The following is an 18701-nucleotide window of genomic DNA, read 5'->3' on the forward strand; positions in this document are numbered from 1 at the left end:
AACGCAACGAAGACGGGTGCCACGAACGCAACGAAGACGGGTGCCACGGGCACGCAACACGTGCTAGCCAAAAAAGTGGGGCCCTGTGGAAAATCCGTCCGTCTTCCGGCTGAAATACAACAAAACCTGAAAACCAAAACCAACGCAACACTAGGCCATAGGTGCCAAGAATGCGTTGTTTGCGGCACATTTGCCGGGCGTGTCCCGGTTCGTCCAAGAACTTCACCATGGGTAATGCGTTGACGGCCATTGACCCGGAGGCTTCCTAAATCGAATGTCCTGCTGTAGGAAACCGGAATTCGCTGGACTGGCCGTGTGCCACAGGGGTTCAATGCGCCCGCGTAGGACCGTTGACGGCCAATTTCGGACATCGGCCAACGCTTGCGTCCAGACATCCCAATGTCCGGTCTACTCCTCGTATCGGACGTTCGGGCGTACGCTAGCGGCGTGCTTGCGGGTCGCTCAGCGTTCCAGTCCCGCAAACGAAGGCTGGCGTTTTCCGAGGAAGGCCGCCACACCCTCACGGAAGTCGCTCCCCTGCAATAAAGCCGCGATCTCGCGCTCGGCCAGCGCCACGCTTTCACCCAGAGTCTGGCCGAGCGCGAGGTAAGACTGCCGCTTGGTCGCCGCCATTGCACTGGGGGAGCACAGGGTAGCCAATGCGGCGGCACGTTCGAGGACCTCTGGCAGAAAGCCATCGGTTTCGAGCACGGCTGAAACGAGGCCGGCCTGTTCCGCCTCCTGTGCGCTCATTGACCTGCCGCTGATCAGCCATTCGAGCGCACGAGACAGACCAATCAGCCTGGGCAGGATCCAAGCAATGCCGTGTTCGGCGGGCAGCCCGCGCCGCACGAAGGCTGGTACCAGGCGCGCTTCGCGGCTAGCGTAGCGGATATCGCAATAGAGGGAGAGCACCAGCCCCACACCGGCTGCCGCGCCGTTCAGAGCGCAGATGATCGGCTTGCCGATCGACAGCAGATAGCTGTAGCGCTGGCCAAAGTCCTCCCTGGCGGCGACATCGTTGGGCGCGTGAGCCGCCGTACTACTGACGTGTCGCGGGCCGGACTCTGCCAGCCGCGCGCGCGCCGCCGACAGGTCGGCGCCGGCGCAGAAGGCCTTTCCGGCCCCGGTCAATACGATCACCCGGACCTCGCGATCGTCCTGGCAGCGCTCTAGCGCAGTGCGCAGTCCGGCTTCCATCTCAGGGTTCCAGGCGTTGAGCTGGTCCGGCCTGTTTAGGGTGATGACGGCAATCCGGTCCGCCACTTCGCAGAGGATGATCTCGTTGATGCTGGGGCTGGCCGCGCTCATGATTTGCTCCCCACGCGTTCAGTCATCAAGCGCAGCGCCTGGCGGTGCGCCTCGGTGGTGTGCGCCAGCGCCTGCATGCTGGCGGAGAGGTTGAGCACGGAGTCGAGCGTGTTGAGCAGGGACGCGTCCACCAGGCGCTTCGTCATCCTGACCGCGTGCCCCGGGTTCGCGGCGATCGCGCGCGCAAGCGTCAGCGCAGCGTCCGTCAATGTCTCAGGCTCGGCCAGGCGCGACACGAGACCCCACTCCAGCGCCTGCTGTGCATCGATGGCGTTGCCGGTGAGCGCCATTTCATAGGCGCGCGCCAGAGGCAGGGTGCGTGCCAGTAGCCAGGCGCCGCCGTCACCCGCCACCAGGCCAAGCTTGACGAAGCTCTCTGCAAAGGTAGCGCGGGTCGAGGCAATGCGGATGTCGCACATGCAGGCCAGGTCCAGTCCAGCACCAATGGCGGGGCCGTTGACCGCGGCGATCACCGGTATGTCGAGTTGCTGGAAGGCTCGCGGGATGCGCTGGATGCCATTGCGGTAGCGCTCTTCGTTGGCGATCGGCTCGCCCGCGGCGAACTGGCCCAGCGACTGCAGGCTGCCGCCGGCGCAGAATGCGGGCCCGGCCCCGGTCAGGACGGCCGCGCGCAGGGCCGGGTCGGCGGAGATCTCCGCAAGCGCCGTGACGATGGCCTGGATGCAGGATTCGTCTGCAATGGCATTGCGGGTATGCGGGTGGTTCAGCGTGATGACGGCGATGCCGTCATCGCGGAAAATCTGGACGAAATCTGACATGGCTGGCGTTTTCTCTTGGCTGGGGACTGGTTCTTGCTTCAGAACGCGCCTTGCTGGCGCAGGGTGTCGATTGCCGCGGGCGACAGTCCGAGAAGCTCGCTCAGTACAGCCTCGTTGTGCTCGCCGAGGTCCGGGTTGGGCCTCAGTGCCAACGGTGGGGACTGGTGAAAGCGCAAGGGGCTGTTGGGCAGGACCACCTCGCCCAATTTGGGATGCGTCACATAGTTCAGCATGCCGCGCTCGTGCATATGACGGTCGTGCACAACCTCATCGAGCGTGCGTACCGGCGCGCAGGGAAAGTGATGGGCCTGGCCGGCCGCCATGATCTCGGCGCGCGTCAGGTTGCAGGCCCAGGAGGCAACCAGTTCGTCCACCTCGCTCATCACCGCACAACGCGAGGCGTGCGTCGCGTAGCGTTCCTGCCTGCCCAGCTCAGAGCGCCCCATCGCCTGGCACAGCCCCGGCCAGTGGCCTTCGGTGACGCAGATAATGGCAATGTAGCCATCCTTCGCCGAGTAGGTGTTGTAGGGCGACATTGYGAGCGCCCCGTGCCGGTTTCCGGTGCGCGGATTGCGTTCCGGGTCCTCGTAGTACATCGTCAGGTTTGAGGCGAGAGCAGGATACATCGTGTCCTGCATGGCGATCTCGACAATCCTTCCGCGGCCGCTGCGTTCGCGCTCGAACAAGGCCGAGACGATGGCCCCATAGAGGTGGATACCGCCCAGGAAATCGCTGATGGCCGGCCCTGCCTTGAGGGGGGGGCTGTCGGGATAGCCGGTCACGTGCATGGCCCCGCTCATGGCCTGAATGGTCAGGTCCATGGCAAGATGATCGCGATTCGGCCCACTGGTCCCGTAGCCCGAGGCAGACGCGTAGATCAAGCGAGGCTGGATCTCCAGCAGCGCCTCGGCCCCGAGGCCGAGGCGCTCCATCACGCCCGGCATGAAGTTCTCGAGCACCACGTCTGCCTTGGCCACCAGGTCACGAAAGACGCTGCGGCCTTGCTCGGTCTTGAAGTTGAGCGTGATGCCGCGCTTGTTGGAATTAAGCATGGCCAGGGGCAACAGCGACTCGCGGCGCGCGCGCACCGGCTCGCCATGTGGTGGTTCGATCTTGATCACGTCGGCGCCGGCCATCGCCAGAAGGAAGCCGCAGTAGGGACCCTGATAGATCTGGCCCAGGTCGAGTACGGTAAGGCCGGCAAGGGGAAGCTGGCGAGCCAGAAATTGGTCGGTGACGCTCTTGGTCAGGTTCGTCGTCATGATATGGCTCTCATTGTTTCTGCATCCCGGCCTGCCGGGCTGCCTGCTCCCAGCGGCTGATTTCCTCAAGCTGGAAGCGCCTCAGTTCGTTGGCATCGCCAACAAACGGCTCGCCGTAGGATTGCCGCACCTTCATCGCTGTTTCGGGCAAGCGGTAGATCGCCTGCAACTGCTTGTCTAGCAGGTCGACGACGGACGCCGGCGTACGAGCCGGAACGAATGCGCCGGTCCAGTTGACCATGTAGTAGTCCCGGAAGCCCGACTCCTGCAGCGTCGGCACCTTGGGGAAAGCGTCGAAGCGCCGGTCGCCGGTCACAGCCAGCATCCGAACCTTGCCGGACTGGAGAAAGGGAACGACGGCGCCGAGGTCGACAAAGGCAAAGTCGAGCTGGCCGCCGGCCAGGTCCGACAAAGCCGGCGCCACGCCCTTGTAAGGCACCGGCGTAGCGCGGCCACCCGCAAGTTGAAGGAAGAGTTCGGTGGCGACCTGGTAGGAGGCCGCACCGGCGCCATAGTTGAGCGTGCCCGGCTGGGCCCGGCTGCGTGCTGCCAGATCGCCAATCGTTTTCACACCCGAAGAGCCTGGCACCACCACCGCCATCACGCCACGCGTCAACCGGGCCACCGGTGCGAAGTCCTTCACGGGGTTGTATGGCAAGCGCTTGAAGATGGCAACATTGGTCGCCATCGGTGAATTGCTGGCCAGAAAGATCGTGTGGCCGTCGGCGTCGGCGCTGGCCACGGCCGTGGCTGCGATGAAGCTGTTGGCACCGGGCCGGTTCTCCACGACCACCGGCTTGCCCAGCCGCTCGCCGAGCTTCTGCGCGACATAGCGCGCAGTGGTATCAGCACCACTGCCGGGCGGGAACGATACTACCAGTCGGATTGGCTTATCAGGGTAGGCGCCCGCGCTGAAGGGCAGTGCCAGCAAGAGCAATGTGACCGCTCCGGCAAGGCGCAGTGAGGTGCGTCTGTTCATCTTGTCTCCACGCTAACTTATCGAGGGCGAGCTCTGTCTGGCTCGCATGGCTGCAGAATAGGCAGCCACAGACACGGCACCAATTGGGGCGGGTATATATCAGCCATACCACTACTGGTATGACTTGTAACCTTTATTGCGCGGGGAGTGCGTGGCTGATCTCGGTGCGCAGCCAAGCGCAGGCCGCGTCGCGGTGGGTGAGGTTGTGCCAAAACATCGAGACATCCGTGGCAGGCGCCTCGAAGGCAAGCTCGGCCACCACAACGTTGCCTGGCAAGGCCAGTCGCCTGGCTGTCCTTGCCGGGATGGCGCAAATCATGTCGGTCTCGCTGACGATCTGCGGCGCCGCCATGAAGCTGGAAATGGTGTACACCACCCGGCGCGAGCCACCTTGCTTGCGGATGGTCCGGTCGATCAGTTCACCCAGCAGGGTAAGGCCGGTTGGCGAGACGTCCAGGTGGGGCAGGTTGCAGAAGTCCTTCAGGCTGATCCGTACATTCCCTCCGGTATTGCGCGGCTTGCGCATCACACAGACGAACGCCTCGGAATATAGGAGCCGAGTGCGGATCCCGGGTGCGGAGGGACAGGCCGAGCCAATGCAGAGATCGAGTTCGCCGCTTGCCAACGCATCGACGGCGCCGCTCCGATGCAATGGACTGAACTGCGCCGTGATGGAGGGGGCGGCGGACCGCAGTGCGCTCAGCAAGGAGGGGGCCAGCGAGAGCTGAATATGCTCATTGCAGGCCAGCGAGAAGTGTCGCACGTGGGTGGCGGCATCGAAGGGCGCATTGGCGCCTGCCAACTGAGCCGTGGTTTCCAGCAGTTTTTCCACGATCGGCAGCAATTCCTTGCCGTGCGAGGTCAGCAGCATATGGTTGCCTTCACGCACCAGCAGGGCATCCTGAAAGACGTTGCGCAGGCGATCGAGGGTTCGACTCATAGCCGGCTGCGACACCTCCATCTGGGCCGCCGCCTGCGATACGCTGCGCCCTCGCAACAGGGCGGCAAGCGCGTACAAGGTATGGAAGTCAACATTGCCCAGGCGGTCCAGACCGGATGTCGGGTTAGCTTTTTTGCCTGCTTTAATTTCGGGCTCCACGCCATCATTGAGATGGCCACATGATAGTAGCTATAGGAAAGGAGCTACGCGGATTTTGGTGAAGGAACGAAAAATCCCCGGCGTCGCGACTGCCTGCAGCTATCGAACATTTTGCAGTCCGACGTACGTTCGCTTCGGCCGATGACCTGCTGATCGCGGTAAGCGAGGCGATGGCGGTTGTACTTTGAGAACGGCCGTTGCCGTCGCGGCGATCCGAATGACGGCAAGGGGTCGGATCCCGCCTGTCGCCCTTTGCTTTTGGCCGGCGCTTGCCGGTCAGGAGCGGTCTGCTGCGACTGGCTGCTTTGGGTATTGTTGATGGGGAACAATCTGGCAAGCCGCCCTCGTCGAGCCCCCCCAGCATCGCGTAGCGGTGGATCATGAGGCAGGCGACGTAGGCGACCGTCGACGGCCAGACCTGCTGACGGCGCTGGCCGGACAGCAACGCGCCATCTTCGCCCGCCTCCTGCTGTGGCTCGCCGTCGGCCCGGCCGTCGGTGCGACAATGCGTTCTCTTGAGGAGATGACCACCATGAGCATGAAGATCCAGTGGCCCATGCCGGCGCATTGGGAAGACTTCGAGGACATGTGCTATCGACTCGCCCAAGCGGAGCGCACCTTGGTGTCGGGTCGCAAGTACGGGCGGCGCGGCCAGGAACAGCACGGCGTCGACATCGTGGGGAAAGCGGACCACCCCGACTGGCACAACGTGGGCATCCAGTGCAAGTTGAAGACCGAGCATCTTGGCGGCGAATTGAGGGCCGCCGAGCTGAACGAAGTCTACGAGAAATCGAAGTCGCTCCAGCCGCGGTTGGACAAGCTCTACGTGGCCACGACGATCTCACGGGACACCGAGATCTCGGCGCTCGTTGACCGGATCAACGAGTCGTGGCAGCGGCGGCACTTCGTGGAGGTCTGGTGCTGGGAGGACATCTGCGACATGCTCGACGCGCATCCGACCGTCGCCACGCGCTACTACCCCGGCATCGTGGACACGGATGAGCTCCAACGCACGCCGAGGGATCCGTTTGAGCTGTTCCTCGGTGCGGGATCCGAGGAAATGACATCGAGGCGCCTGCGCAAGCTGTTCGACCATGATGCGTTTCGCGCGCAGTTCCAGGCCGCCACCCGCGAGGTCGCCAACGTCTTGAGCGAATACGTCCTGAACTGCCTGCATGTGCGCAAGGGCAAGGCGCGGCGGGTCGCCATCATGCTGGACGGGACCGAACTGGTGGTCGAGGACGACGGCCAGGCCTTCGATCCTCTCGACCACTCGTTCGAGACCATCCCGGACCAGGTCGGCCTCCGGACGATTCGGGGACTGGTGGACAACCAACCCCGTCTCCAGGCGACCTACATCCCGAGGAGCTCCGATGACGCGCAGGCGTTCAACCGCTTCGTGATCCGGGTCTTGGACATGGAAGGCATCGCCTCGAGCAATTGCAGCGTCCACGTTGACGCAGCCGAACTATTCACACGCCAGGACGGGCACGCCTATTTCGAGCAGATGAATATCCCGCAGGACTGCGACCCGTTCACGATCAACGTCGGAACCACCGACCACGCCTCGTCATCCGGCACGCACGAAGTACTCAGGCGCCTGAAGGAATACCTTGGCGACAGAAAGCTGGTCGTGGTCGTCGCGCCGCATCGGCCGGATCTCTACGCCGCGCTGGAACCCTCCGTTGCGCGCTGGCCGAACGTGTCGCTGCTGATGCGCTGAGATTACCGCACGCGCCGACGTACCCGCACGACGTGCTGAAACCGCAACCGTCCTTTTGGATCATCGTCGCGTTGCCGCACTCGGGGCGGGGGCTCGGCCCGCGGGCGGTTTGAGCAGGCCCATCGTGCGCAGCGGGAAAAGGCACCGCACGGCCCGTTCCCGAGATTGGTGAGGGAGATCTATGAGCATTGAGATCGTACTTTCCCTCGAATCCAATCGGGTAGCTGCCGACTCATTTCGCATACCTCTGGCTGCTGCTCAGCTTCAACGATCAGTGACTGCTTTCCGACACGCCCGCCGGGATGATCGACCGGTTGAATCCTCAGTCGTTAGCTGCCAATAGCATGAAATGATCCGCGCGCGGGAATTGGAACTGCAATATTTGCCCATCCTGGGGAGGGGTTGACATCTTCCGGTGGTTGAATAAATTTGCTTCCAGGGAGGAAGACATATGATTCAATTCAAAAACCAACGCCGGGGATTTTCATTCGCCAGACACATCTGGCTCATAGGGCTCGCCATGGCGCTGGCTGCGTGTTCCAGTGTTTATGACACGGAAGTATCCACTGCAATTGCGCAATCGGGAGTCACAGCAGCTTTGGCAACAGCAGTGCCCGCACCACCGCCGCCTGCCCGGGCAGATGGCCCCGTCGTTTATAACGCCAGCCTGTCTCCGGCGTTGCCAAAAAGCAGCGCATTCCCGAAGCGCCAGGTCTTGAAATCGGGACAGGCCACCACCTTGCGGTTCCATCTCGGTCCGCAGGATCCATTGTCGATCCTTGAGGCACAAATTGTCGCCACCGAGATTCGCACAAGCAAGGCCGATGTCCCGCTGAGCGTGGTGCTCGCCTGTTCGTTCTGCGAGCCGCGTGCGAACTCCCTAAGGCACATCGTTTACAAGCCCGACGCGCGCCGATCGAACGACGCCAGTTTTGCGTTCACCCCTCAGGCATCTGCGGATGGCCGCGCCTACACGGCGACGTTGCAGATCCTGATCATCAATGACACGACCGGAACCGAGCACGACCGGCTGAGCATCGATGTTGCTGTCGATGCGGCAAACGCCACGCCGGCAACGGCGGCCGTCGGCTCCGAGGTGTCGACGCGGACGGTGAAGGCGGTCGAGCCGTCCGCGGCGTCCTCCGCATGGCAGCCTGACCTCATTCTCTACGCGAACGAGGAACTCGGACGCTATGTCAGCATCGAGATCGAGCCGGTCAGCGCGGAGATGAAGGCATTGATCGGCAGTCTCATGCTCGACGCCAGTGGGGCGCGAAGAAAGTTTCGCTCAGGCGTGGACGACGCAACTATGGTGGACGCCATGACGAAGACCTCGTACGGCGTGATGTCGGCCGTCAGCCTGCAAGGGGAGTTTCTCGATCGGCTCAGTGCCACGGGCGTGAATGCGGCGGTGTCCGACGCATCGCAGACCACCCTCAAGCTGAACGATTCCGAAGCGAAGGTCGTTGCGGAGACGATCGCGGCAAGCGGACGACAACTGTACCGGAATCTCTTTACGAAATCGCAAGAATCCGATTTACGGACGGCGATTCGCCAGATCGAATCCGCGGCCGATCAACCTAGGGCCAGGCCCTTGCGCCTGAAAGTGATCACCGATCGGATCTCGTTGCCGTGGCAGTATCTTCATCCGGTTGGCCCGTCGGTCGATCCGAACAAGTTCTGGGGCATGCGCTTCAGCTTGAGCGTGCTGCGCACCAGCACCGGTGGCGCGGGACGAGGCGTACAAGTTGGCCAACCAATCGTCCCCACGGTGGTGTTTGCGCGCTACGGCAAAAGCGCGGACGACAGCGTGCACCGGGCCATTGAGCAGATAGCGCAACTGAAGCAGATCACGTTCAAGGAACCGCTCGTGGTGGACTCCGGCCCGAAACTGCTGAACGATGCGCTGACACGGGATCGCCGGCAAGTCTCCGCCATCTTGACATTCCTGCATGCCTCGTCCGGCGCGCAAACTCCGGCCGACTTCACGAGTGGCCCGCAACTGGAATTCAACACCGGCGACCTCGTGACCAGCGAAACCCTCGAGAACCTGCTGAACATCATGTCCGCCGAGGATCTCGAATCGCGCGTTCCCTACCTGACCAGCATGCCGCTCGTCATTCTCAACGCCTGCGAAACCGGCCCGTCGACCCATCTTCCCCACGTCAAGCTGCAGGACGCCTTGTTCCAGCTCGGCGCCGAGGGCGTGGTCGTCACGGAAGTCTCTGTCTGGATTCCGCTCGGCCACGAGGTAGCTACCCGCCTGATCGACAAGCTCGGCAAGGGCGAAGCGGTGAGCGACGCGTTGACGGTGGTCCGTCGTGAACTCTATGCCGAAAAGAAGAATCCGTTGGGACTGCTTTACGCCTACTACGGCGACCCGGCCGCAACCCTTCGCTATTGAATCCCACCTCTTCCGACATTAGTGTAACTATGACGACGCCCTTTAGCCGACGGAACTTCCTCGTGGCGCTTGCCGCCAGTCTCGCACCCGTGCCGAGCATTGGTCGCACAGCACCGCTATGCCAGACCGACCCAGCCATTTCGGATGTAAATGCACCGTTGACTATCGACGTGCACACCCACATCTTCAACGGGCGGGATCTTCAGATTCGCCAATTCTTCGCCAAGACGACGGTCCAACAGGGCTCCGAGCTGTACCCGTTTGCCAACGCTATGGGTGCCGTTCTGCAGACGCTGGGCTGGCATCTGGCCCCCAATGCGGAAAGCGAGCGGAGGGCCATCGCGCAATACGCCGCCGAGATGCGGAACTGCGGGGGTGCGGAGACATTGAGAACGCTGGCCGCGCCTGCCTTTGAGGAAGGCTACGCAGTGGGGCGGCGCGAGCTGCAAGCTGCGGCGCAGACGCTCAATCAGACGCCTCAGGGCGCCGCCGTGCTGGGGCCGAAGACAAAGGGTGGCTCTCGCCTGGAAGACGCGATCCGGTCGCTCCCGCCCACCTACAAGGGCTTCGAGGCGAAGCGGRCACAACCTGGCGTCCTGGGTTCCAATCCCACGCTTCTCGGGTATCTGCGGTTCATCCTGCACAACTTCAACCATCGCCATGTCAATGCGATCGACTACCTGACGACCTATTCACGAAATTCGAGCCGCAAGGTGGACCTGGTGGTCGCCAGCATGGTGGACTACGACTGGTGGCTGGCGCAGGGTAAGCAAACTCCGACCACGCTCGCGGAGCAGGTCGACCTGATGGGGGAGATTTCCGTGCTGCTGGGCGGTCGCGTGCATGGCTTCGCACCATTCTGCCCGTTCCGGGAGGCGATGACCAAGGGGGCGGATGGCATCGGAGATTCGATGCGCCTTGTCAAGCGGGCCGTGGAGACCCAGGGCTTCCTTGGCGTCAAGTTGTATCCGCCGATGGGATTTGCGCCGTGGGGCAACACGGGCCAAACGATTTGGGTGGGCAAGCCCGGACTACCGGCGGCCGCATCGGATCCCGCATTCGGCGAGCATCTGGACGCGGCCATGGAGACGCTGTTCAAGTATTGCACCGATAACGGCGTGCCAATCATGGCGCATTCCAATCACTCGAACGGGCCCGACAAGGCATTCCTGGACCTTGCCGGCAGTGAGTACTGGTCAAAGGCCTTGGGCAAGTTCCCCGGCCTGCGGGCCAGCTTTGGCCACTTCGGCGACACCAATCTGGAGGATCATCAGGGCGACAAATCGCGCAAGTTCCTCGATCTGATGAGCAGCGCGGCGGGGTCGGCTGGTGCAAACATATTTGCCGACAGCGGCTATTTCGCTGGCGTTCTTTCCAACCAGTCGAAGATGACTCAAGTGTTGCAGACGCTGTACGCCGCCTCGGACAACCATGTGCTGCGGGAGCGCCTGATGTACGGCACCGACTGGACCATGATCCTGCCGCAGAAGAATGTGGACGATTACCTGTCGGACTTCATCGACGTGATGGGCAAGGTCGAAGCCGCCCAGCACGGCGTCACCGTGCGGCAGACCACCCTGTCGAACGCGTTCTTCGGCCACAACGCGGCCGAGTTCCTAGGCTTGAAGTCCGGCATGGTGAACCGGAGGCGGCTCGAGACGTTCTATGCGGCTAACAAGGTGCCGGAGCCAGACTGGATGCGCAAGGTGGGCTGACGCCGGCCGCTCCATGATGACCGCATGAGGGCATGAGAGCACGACCTTGCTCCGTCCGCTTTCGTGCCGGATGGCGGCCATATAACGCGCCGGTTCGGCGATGCCGAGCTGCTCGCGCGCGGCTTGGACCGGCTCGTTCAGCAATGTCTCGCAGTCCTCGTCGAGCAGCCCGCGTGTGAGTGTCGTATGCAACGGATCATTTTGTCGCGGAGACCGGCCGGCATAGTGCCGGTCCACGCGCGAGAAGGAAGAATGGGACTGACCGTCAGACAATGCTATGGCCGCACTCGGCCATAAGGCGACGCTCCCGTAAAGAACGACGGGGATGCTCAATCTTCGGCTGTGGACCAGACAGCGGACGCTCGGGTTCGCACGGCACCGCGCACTGCCTTCGCGCCTTCCGCCTGCAGTTCTGGCGGGGAACGCCCTTCTTCACCTCCGCTATTTCTTCGAGAATCGAACCCACGATTTCCGACGGGCGCCCGGCTGCCGATGAAGATGCCCACCGGCCATTGTCCCGGGCCGTTCCTCGGAGCAGCTATCATCATTTTTTTAGTCGCACTCGCTTGTGACTGGCCTGAGTGTGTGCGGCGTCGTTTCCATTCTGTCCGGCACGCTTCGTGCCATGAAGCGCCGTTCGCCTGCACGGTCATCGGGCAATTGGAAATCTGATCTGCAAGCGAGCGCCGCTTCAATAGACATATCAGAAACTGGCTTTATCCCGACCATGGGCGTCCGACGCGCCAAGGCACTCCTCCCGTGGTTATCGCGAGCCAGCTCGGAAGGCGAATGGCGGCTGTACCCCGGGGAAGCAGCCCTTGCGCAACCGCTCCGCTAGGACCGAAAGTCAGACAGCGGCACACGGGCGGACATGGCGGCTAAGACATCCGCCGCGCCCCCACTGTTGGGGAGAGTCGACATCTCCGCCCCATAACCCAATCTGGGGATGCGGTGTTTCCCGCCTTCCATCAGAATCACACAACACTTTTTCCTGACCCATTGCAACGATCTGACGCTATGCTCACCCGTTCGCTCTGTAAGTACATCCTTGTCGCGGCGGGGCTCATGCCCGTCTTTGTGAGCGCCCAGGAGGCGCCTCGCGTCAAAATTTCCACAAGCTCTGGCGATATCGTCGTCGAGCTCTATCCGGAGAAGGCGCCGAAGTCCGTCGATAACTTCCTTCAGTATGTCCGCGTCGGCCAGTACACCGGCACAATCTTCCACCGGGTCATACCGGGATTCATGGTTCAAGGCGGTGGCTTTGACAGCAACTTGACCGAAAAGTCGACCCGGGCGCCCATCCCCCTCGAGGCGAACAATGGGCTCCTGAACGAACGGGGAACGCTGGCCGTGGCCCGAACTGCGAACCCGAACTCCGCGACCGCCCAGTTTTTCATTAACCTCAGAGACAATCCTTCGCTGAATGCGCCCAAGCCAGACGGGTATGGCTACGCGGTCTTCGGACGCGTGGTGAGTGGGATGGATGTCGTGGATTCCATCGCGACGGTGGCGACGACAACGGTCCGCGGGTATGCGAACGTTCCAATCAGCCCTATCACCATCACGTCGGCTTCTGTTGATACGACGCCTATCCGGACCGTGGTTGTATCGAATTCCGCTTCCCTAGGCGTCTCCACCACGTCCCAGAAAGCGGACTCAAAGAAGAAGAGCGGCGCGCTCGCAGATAGCGGTGCCGTGGCCTCTAACGCGTCCCACAGTGCTACACGCGCGACAACAACCCTTGCTGCCGCCGATTCGAAAGAGCGATCACCGGCCTCCACGAACTGCCCGGTCGAAGCGACATTTTTGGGCGCCTTTCAAAAGGTTACCACGCTAAAGTTTGCGGCCCTGCGCGAGAAGATGCTCACGAAAGCAGAGTTGGAGGAGTACTTCCAAGATCTTGTAACGCTCCAGCGGGAAGCAAGCACAAACGTTCAAAACAATGGAATGCGCATCTACCTCTCCTACGGCATCACTGACACGCCGCGGCAACGCGCATTACTCGGGTGCGCGGAGAACTCAACTGGCGATTGCGCTGATCTGACCATCAACAGGGAGCCGCCGAACTTCCGTGACACCATCACACCACGGCTGGCGGTGTACCAGTGCCATCATGATGCGGGATGGCCCTCGGCAAGCGATTCGACACCGCCGCGCGGCAGGACGCCGACGCTAATTGCTGCGACACCTTCCGGTGGCCGGCAGCAGGCGCCGATACAAGAGAAGTCGAGCGCCAGACAATTGGGCGCGACGACTGGCGAGGGAGGCGGTCCTACGCTGAATGGCGTCCCGTCGCCACGACCGAGCGCAACGAAACAAGAAGATGATCACGCTCCGTACATCTCGCGCAAATGCGTTCGTATCGTCCAAGGCGGAAAAGGTGTGGCGGACGCGTACAAGCGGATTCAGAACGATTGCGGGACGCCAGTGACCGTCGCTTTCTGCCTTGAGGCGCCAGGACCGATTAACGAATGTCTGAATCCCCTTAAGTATGGCCTCAGCGACGTCATTCCGGCGCGAAAGTCCCAACTGACGGCGGACGCGATTCAAGGACCGTGGACCGCGTGGTCCTTTGTCTGTGACATGAGCAATCCGAAGAAACAGACATGCCTACCACCAAAAGATATTGCGGGAGGCGGGGCGTTTAGGGACTGACTGAGGGTGGACTACGCCAACCTCGCAACCACTATTAAATTTTCTTGTGGGACACACTGATGGCTGCTGACTCTTCTAACTGGACGTTAGCAAATTAGGACACCAATGGCAGAGAAGAGGCGGGAGGGCCTGTCGCATCTCTCTTCTCAAGGTTTGTGGACACAGGTAGTTACCATCTACCCTTTGGTGCCCTGAGACGCCACCATCCTGAGCGGGACGCAGCCGTTTCCGGCCAGCGTCACCGCCCGACGGCCACCCGCAGAAGCTTCAGACCCCGCACAAACCGACCAGCGTCCCGTCATCCTCAAGACGCTACCGAAGGCACGGGGCGAAAACCCTGTTGCACGCCGCGTTGCAACCACCGTAGCCATCGGATCTCTATCCTCTGCATTCCGGACTCTCCAGCGCCAACTAACACTGCAAGATGGAGCTTACCAAACGTCGTTGGACCGCTGGCACGCCCCTCGTGGCATTCGCCCCGGCCCGGTTTGGAAGCAGCAGCCGCCTCGAAGAGGCGGTAGGTGGTAGCGAAGATCGACTTTCAGTATATAACATCTGGAATGAACCAAATCGACCGCCTCTGGCTAACTAATCCGACCCTCGCCTATGCCGACTGGCAAGCGCGCGAGGCCGCCGGCGCGGACCGGCGCCCGTTCTCCGCACGCTCCATTGTTCAGCACCAGGCGATGTTCGAACACTTCCGACGGCACCTGTTCGCGCTCGACGAGACCCTGGCCACCTTCGGCTCCGACCACATCGCCGCCTTCTGGCAACTGCCGGAGGCTAGCAGCTACAGTACAGCCACCCGCATGCGATACCTGAAACTGCTCGACCGGCTGTGCCGCCACCTGATGGCCATCGGCGTGCGACAAGGCAATCCTGCCGAGAAATTGGTGCGCGACGGTCAGTGGCCAAAGGACGACCCTGCTCCGATCTTCCTCCGGGAGGACGCCGATGCCCGGCTGCAGGCTTACGTTCAGCCGCATGTTGGCGACGATCTCGCAATGCTGCGCAGCCGAGCAATCGTCGCGTTTTTCCTGGGAACCGGTGTCACGGTCGCGGAGAGCCGAGTTGCCCAGGTGGTCGACCTGCAGCCCGCGGCCGCGCCGCCCTATCTTCATGTTCCTGCGCATGGCGCGCGTGAAACCCGCACCGTGCATCTGGACACGTTCGCCGTACCCATCCTTTCGGCCTGGCTCGAACGCCGTGCCGCCCTGCCGATCGCTGGGGATCTGCTCTTCTCGCTCAAGGCCAGCGGCACGCCAATCACGGAAATTAGCCTCGGCAGGATCGTGCGCGCTACACTGGAGACCATCGCTTTCGAGGCGGACGACATGAGCCCTCGGATCCTGCGCAATACGTTCTGCCGGCGCCAGCTGCTCGCTGGCCGCTCGAGCGAGGATGTCAGCAAGCAGCTCGGCTTGGTCAGCTCAAGGACCTGCGACCGAATCGCTGCCACGATCGAATAATTCTCGCCGCATGATCGAACCTGCGGAAGTGTCGGAAATGCGACGGTGGGTCACAGTTCGCACTGATTTTGCTATCCTCCACGCAGCGCCGATGCCACCGGCATGCTGGCGCCTCACTCAACATACGACGAGCACCTATCCATATGGCAACCAAAGCAAAACCTGTCGCGAAGAGCGCCACGCCTGTGGCCAAGAAGGCAGCACCGGCCAAGAAGACCGCCGCCGCAGCTGCCCCAGTCGCCAAGCCACTGGCGGAAAAGTTTAACAAGTCCAGCCTGCTCGCCCACCTGGTCGCAAAAACCGAGCTGGATGCCAAGACCGTGAAGACCGTGTTGGCGCATCTGGAGAACACGGTCCTGAGCGCCGTGCACAAGAAGGGCGCAGGCGAGTTCACCCTGCCCGGCCTGTTCAAGGTGGTGGCCACCCAGGTCCCGGCGACCAAGAAGCGCTTCGGCAAGAACCCGTTCACCGGCGAAGACCAGTGGTTCGCCGCCAAGCCGGCGACCGTCAAGGTCAAGGTCCGCCCGCTGAAGAAGCTCAAGGACGCCGCGATCTGAGCATTGGACGGTTAGGCCGGGACAGCCCGCCCTAACCCATGCCGGCCTCGGCTTCCGTCGCCACGAGCCGGCAATCTACCGAAACTGGCTATCAAACCAGCGCGGAACCCCGCTATCATAGTGGCGTCGCATCAGCGGCARGAAGCACAAGAAGCGGACCGGAAAGCGGTCCCGTCAGCCATCCCATAGAGCGTCTGTCCATGCCAGTCGGCATCGGCATGCGCTTCTCTTGCGCTTATCTCCTTTTTACCGCCGAGAACTCGGCAAAAGGAGAGAATCATGACTACCGCAATCGAGCCGGCTGCCCGTGCTGACCAGAATCCAATCTTCCGCCTGGAAGCGTTCGCATCCGGCCGCTACGACGTCTACTCGGCCATCAATGGCCTGCGTGCCGGCGCGCTCATTGGCGGCAATGGCCAATGGTGCGCGGAACAAGGCGCCAAGACCCTGGGCTACTTCGAGACGAAGGACGCCGCCGCCATGGCCTTGATCCAGGCCCGGGGCTTCCCATCGCAAACGCTGTTCGAGCAGATGCGCGACTTCATCGAAGGCCCGCAAAGGCCTCTGCAGCACTACCAGGACGACTTCTACAAGCACGACCGCGCCTACCTCGATGGATGGYGGAATGCCACCGATCTGCTTTGGTTCGTGACCGCCACGGCGACACATCTCGTCCCGCTGGATCTGGACGAGATCACCAAGCGTGAGGGCAACGCCGTCCTGGAGGCGCGGGATCCGGCGATCACGGGCCAGCCGCTGCACATCCATCACCTGGACGTAGCGACAGGAAGGATGCGTCCATGCACGTCCAACAAGGCGCACTCCCTTATCAATAGCCTGACGCAAACCTATCGGCTTGGCTGGGGGAACCTCAAGAAGCATGGGGAGACCTTGGCGCGCGTCACCATCACGGTGAATCGTCCGCCGGCGCAAAGTCCCATCGCCAATGTCGCAATGGCTGTCACGCGCGAGCCTTCGCCGAAGGAAATCGCGGTGCTTCGCCGCTTTGCCGCCTATGCGGCCGTCCGCCACTTCGGCACCTTGTTCGCGGCCGTCGGTCACGTTCGTATCGCCGACGACGAGCGAGCCTACTTCGACTCCGCTCAAGAATCGTAATCTCCCCGCCCTGGCTCGTGCCGGGGTGGAACCCCATCAAGCTTGTCCGTCCGGAGTCCTTTCGCCAGGCAGCAGCCTTGGGACAGGGTTTCCCCTGCGCTTCTTTCAACTGCGTCGTAGGACGCAAAGGAGCGAAAGATGGACCTCAGCAATTCCCGGCTCGGCGACTGCCAGCCGCTCGACAGCCTGCAGACGGCCAGCATTGGTATCTGCCTCACCACCGACCCGCGCATCACACACCTCGAAGACACGCCAATCACTGGCGCCGTCATCGTCTACGGACGCCCGGCCAAGCAAGTCTGGGCCTCGCAAACGGCACACCCGTTTGCTGACCCGGCCACGCCGTTCGTCCGACTGCAATAGGAGCCATGGCATGACCAACGAAATCCGGCGGGCTATCGTCGTCTTCCGGGGAACCTACCCGGGGGAGTACCCTGGCTCCTCTACCGAACTCCCGATCATCTGGGACCAGACCGGCCACCACACCAATGTGACCGCACTGACGAGCCATCCCAATCTCCAGCTTCCGGCGAGCAGTGCAATCCAACTGGTCTGCCGGCTTCGCGCGCCACTGACCGTGCGCGGTCGGCTCCTGCAGGATGGCCAACAGGTGAGTCCAGAGAAATACCTGGCCACCTGGCGAACCGCCCCGCGGGTGTGCCACTCACGCGTAGCAGAGGACCTGCAGATCGCCCTCTCCGGCGTGGCCACCTTTGACCTCCGCGTCGAGCGGTGCAACAAGGGCGGCTACCTCCTCGAGGAGTTGGGCATCGTCGACATAGATAGCCTGGTTTCGCAGTTTCCCGCTGTCCCCGTCGGGCAACAGTGGCGAATCGAGTTCGATCTCGCCTCACCCCACGCCTGGCGCGTGTTCGCGCAGTTCGCAGCAAGGAGTTACTACGACCCCGAAGTGAGGGCCCAACCCGCGCAGTTCCACGTCCAGACGCGCGCACTGGCCGGAACCGCCCCGCAACCTGACCTGTTCGGAGAAGAATTGGCATGAGCTACCGCATCGAGTACGCGCATCGCACCCTCAGAGTCGACGGTAGCGAGTTCCCGGATGCTAAGGACCGCTACATCGTGCTCGCGGAAGGTGGCGACAGCAATTGCTACGGCTCCGACAACAGGCGCTCGCGGTCATGGGGAGCCATCGCGATCGGGAGGCTGGAGGAAGTGCTGGAGGACGGCTGTCAGCTCGCGGCAGCCTGCGAGAGTGAAGGACTTCGGCTCAAGGGCCGCGCATTGCGGCCGGAGGCGTATCTGCGCCTCCTACGTGAGCAAATGCGGAAGGCGCAGCCCACGTGCTCGGCAAGGTATCGGCTCGGATTGTACTGCCGCACCGAAACGGACGACGAGACGGACATGTTGCTGCGCGCGCTGCCGGGCGCCGCACGGACCATCGAAAGGGACTGGGACAACAAGCCCGTTGTCGTCTACCGCTTCGCGGAGAACGGCCAGCCGGATTTCCGCCTGTTCTTCTCGGTCTACCCCGCGATCCGATGTGCCAAGCACGCCTGGCATTTTGTCGACAGCAGCAACCTCTGATGTACCAAGCCACGCCCTACCCGGGCGTGGCTCTTTGCTTTGGTTCAACGCGGCATTGTGGGCTGGTTGGAGTCAAGCTGATAGCCC

Annotated in this window: 14 protein-coding genes and 1 pseudogene; 10 read left to right on the forward strand and 5 right to left on the reverse strand. The window is 62.4% G+C overall.

Annotated features, from left to right (window positions below):
- Positions 1–462 precede the first annotated feature (462 nt).
- From AC1DN0_RS30125 to AC1DN0_RS30145, 5 genes are all read right to left on the reverse strand, one after another.
- The gene (locus tag AC1DN0_RS30125) at positions 463–1311 is read right to left on the reverse strand and encodes an enoyl-CoA hydratase-related protein (protein ID WP_477104194.1); all 849 of its coding nucleotides are present in this window, start codon (positions 1309–1311) and stop codon (positions 463–465) included.
- Positions 1308–2090, reverse strand: a complete 783-nt coding sequence (locus AC1DN0_RS30130) for an enoyl-CoA hydratase-related protein (protein WP_477104193.1) — start codon at positions 2088–2090, stop codon at positions 1308–1310. Before AC1DN0_RS30130 ends, AC1DN0_RS30125 begins: the two co-directional genes overlap by 4 nt.
- 38 nt (positions 2091–2128) lie before the next feature.
- Positions 2129–3352 (reverse strand): CaiB/BaiF CoA transferase family protein, encoded by a 1224-nt coding sequence (locus tag AC1DN0_RS30135; RefSeq protein WP_477146225.1) that lies wholly within the window; start codon positions 3350–3352, stop codon positions 2129–2131.
- A 10-nt stretch (positions 3353–3362) separates the two neighbouring features.
- Positions 3363–4331 (reverse strand): Bug family tripartite tricarboxylate transporter substrate binding protein, encoded by a 969-nt coding sequence (locus AC1DN0_RS30140; protein ID WP_477104191.1) that lies wholly within the window; start codon positions 4329–4331, stop codon positions 3363–3365.
- A gap of 133 nt (positions 4332–4464) precedes the next feature.
- A complete protein-coding gene (locus AC1DN0_RS30145) occupies positions 4465–5430 on the reverse strand; it encodes a LysR family transcriptional regulator (protein WP_477104190.1) in 966 nt (321 codons plus the stop codon).
- Positions 5431–5803: 373 nt separating this feature from the next.
- Between AC1DN0_RS30145 and AC1DN0_RS30150 the strand changes: the two genes are divergently transcribed.
- The 10 genes and pseudogenes from AC1DN0_RS30150 (at position 5804) to AC1DN0_RS30195 (ending at position 18614) form a co-directional block, all read left to right on the forward strand.
- Complete coding sequence (locus AC1DN0_RS30150) at positions 5804–7153, forward strand: hypothetical protein (RefSeq protein ID WP_477104189.1); 1350 nt, start codon at positions 5804–5806, stop codon at positions 7151–7153.
- A gap of 451 nt (positions 7154–7604) precedes the next feature.
- Positions 7605–9557, forward strand: a complete 1953-nt coding sequence (locus AC1DN0_RS30155) for a CHAT domain-containing protein (protein ID WP_477104188.1) — start codon at positions 7605–7607, stop codon at positions 9555–9557.
- 62 nt (positions 9558–9619) lie between these two features.
- Entirely contained in the window at positions 9620–11272 is a 1653-nt protein-coding gene (locus AC1DN0_RS30160) for an amidohydrolase family protein (RefSeq protein WP_477146226.1), read from the forward strand.
- A 1065-nt stretch (positions 11273–12337) separates the two neighbouring features.
- Positions 12338–12847, forward strand: a pseudogene (locus AC1DN0_RS30165) (peptidylprolyl isomerase); the annotation flags it as partial.
- Positions 12848–14487: 1640 nt separating this feature from the next.
- Entirely contained in the window at positions 14488–15396 is a 909-nt protein-coding gene (locus AC1DN0_RS30170; protein WP_477104186.1) for a tyrosine-type recombinase/integrase, read from the forward strand.
- Between the two features lie 143 nt (positions 15397–15539).
- A complete protein-coding gene (locus tag AC1DN0_RS30175; RefSeq protein ID WP_253932974.1) occupies positions 15540–15953 on the forward strand; it encodes an HU family DNA-binding protein in 414 nt (137 codons plus the stop codon).
- A gap of 279 nt (positions 15954–16232) precedes the next feature.
- Positions 16233–17069 carry a hypothetical protein gene (locus AC1DN0_RS30180; protein ID WP_477146227.1) on the forward strand — a complete coding sequence of 279 codons (837 nt, stop codon included), beginning with the start codon at positions 16233–16235 and terminating at the stop codon, positions 17067–17069.
- Positions 17070–17207: 138 nt separating this feature from the next.
- On the forward strand, positions 17208–17432 hold the full coding sequence (locus AC1DN0_RS30185) for a hypothetical protein (RefSeq protein WP_253932976.1): 225 nt from the start codon (positions 17208–17210) through the stop codon (positions 17430–17432).
- A gap of 10 nt (positions 17433–17442) precedes the next feature.
- Entirely contained in the window at positions 17443–18072 is a 630-nt protein-coding gene (locus tag AC1DN0_RS30190; RefSeq protein WP_477104185.1) for a hypothetical protein, read from the forward strand.
- The gene (locus AC1DN0_RS30195; RefSeq protein WP_477104184.1) at positions 18069–18614 is read left to right on the forward strand and encodes a hypothetical protein; all 546 of its coding nucleotides are present in this window, start codon (positions 18069–18071) and stop codon (positions 18612–18614) included. Before AC1DN0_RS30190 ends, AC1DN0_RS30195 begins: the two co-directional genes overlap by 4 nt.
- Positions 18615–18701: the final 87 nt, after the last annotated feature.

Source organism: Cupriavidus sp. 05N39 (assembly GCF_056397325.1).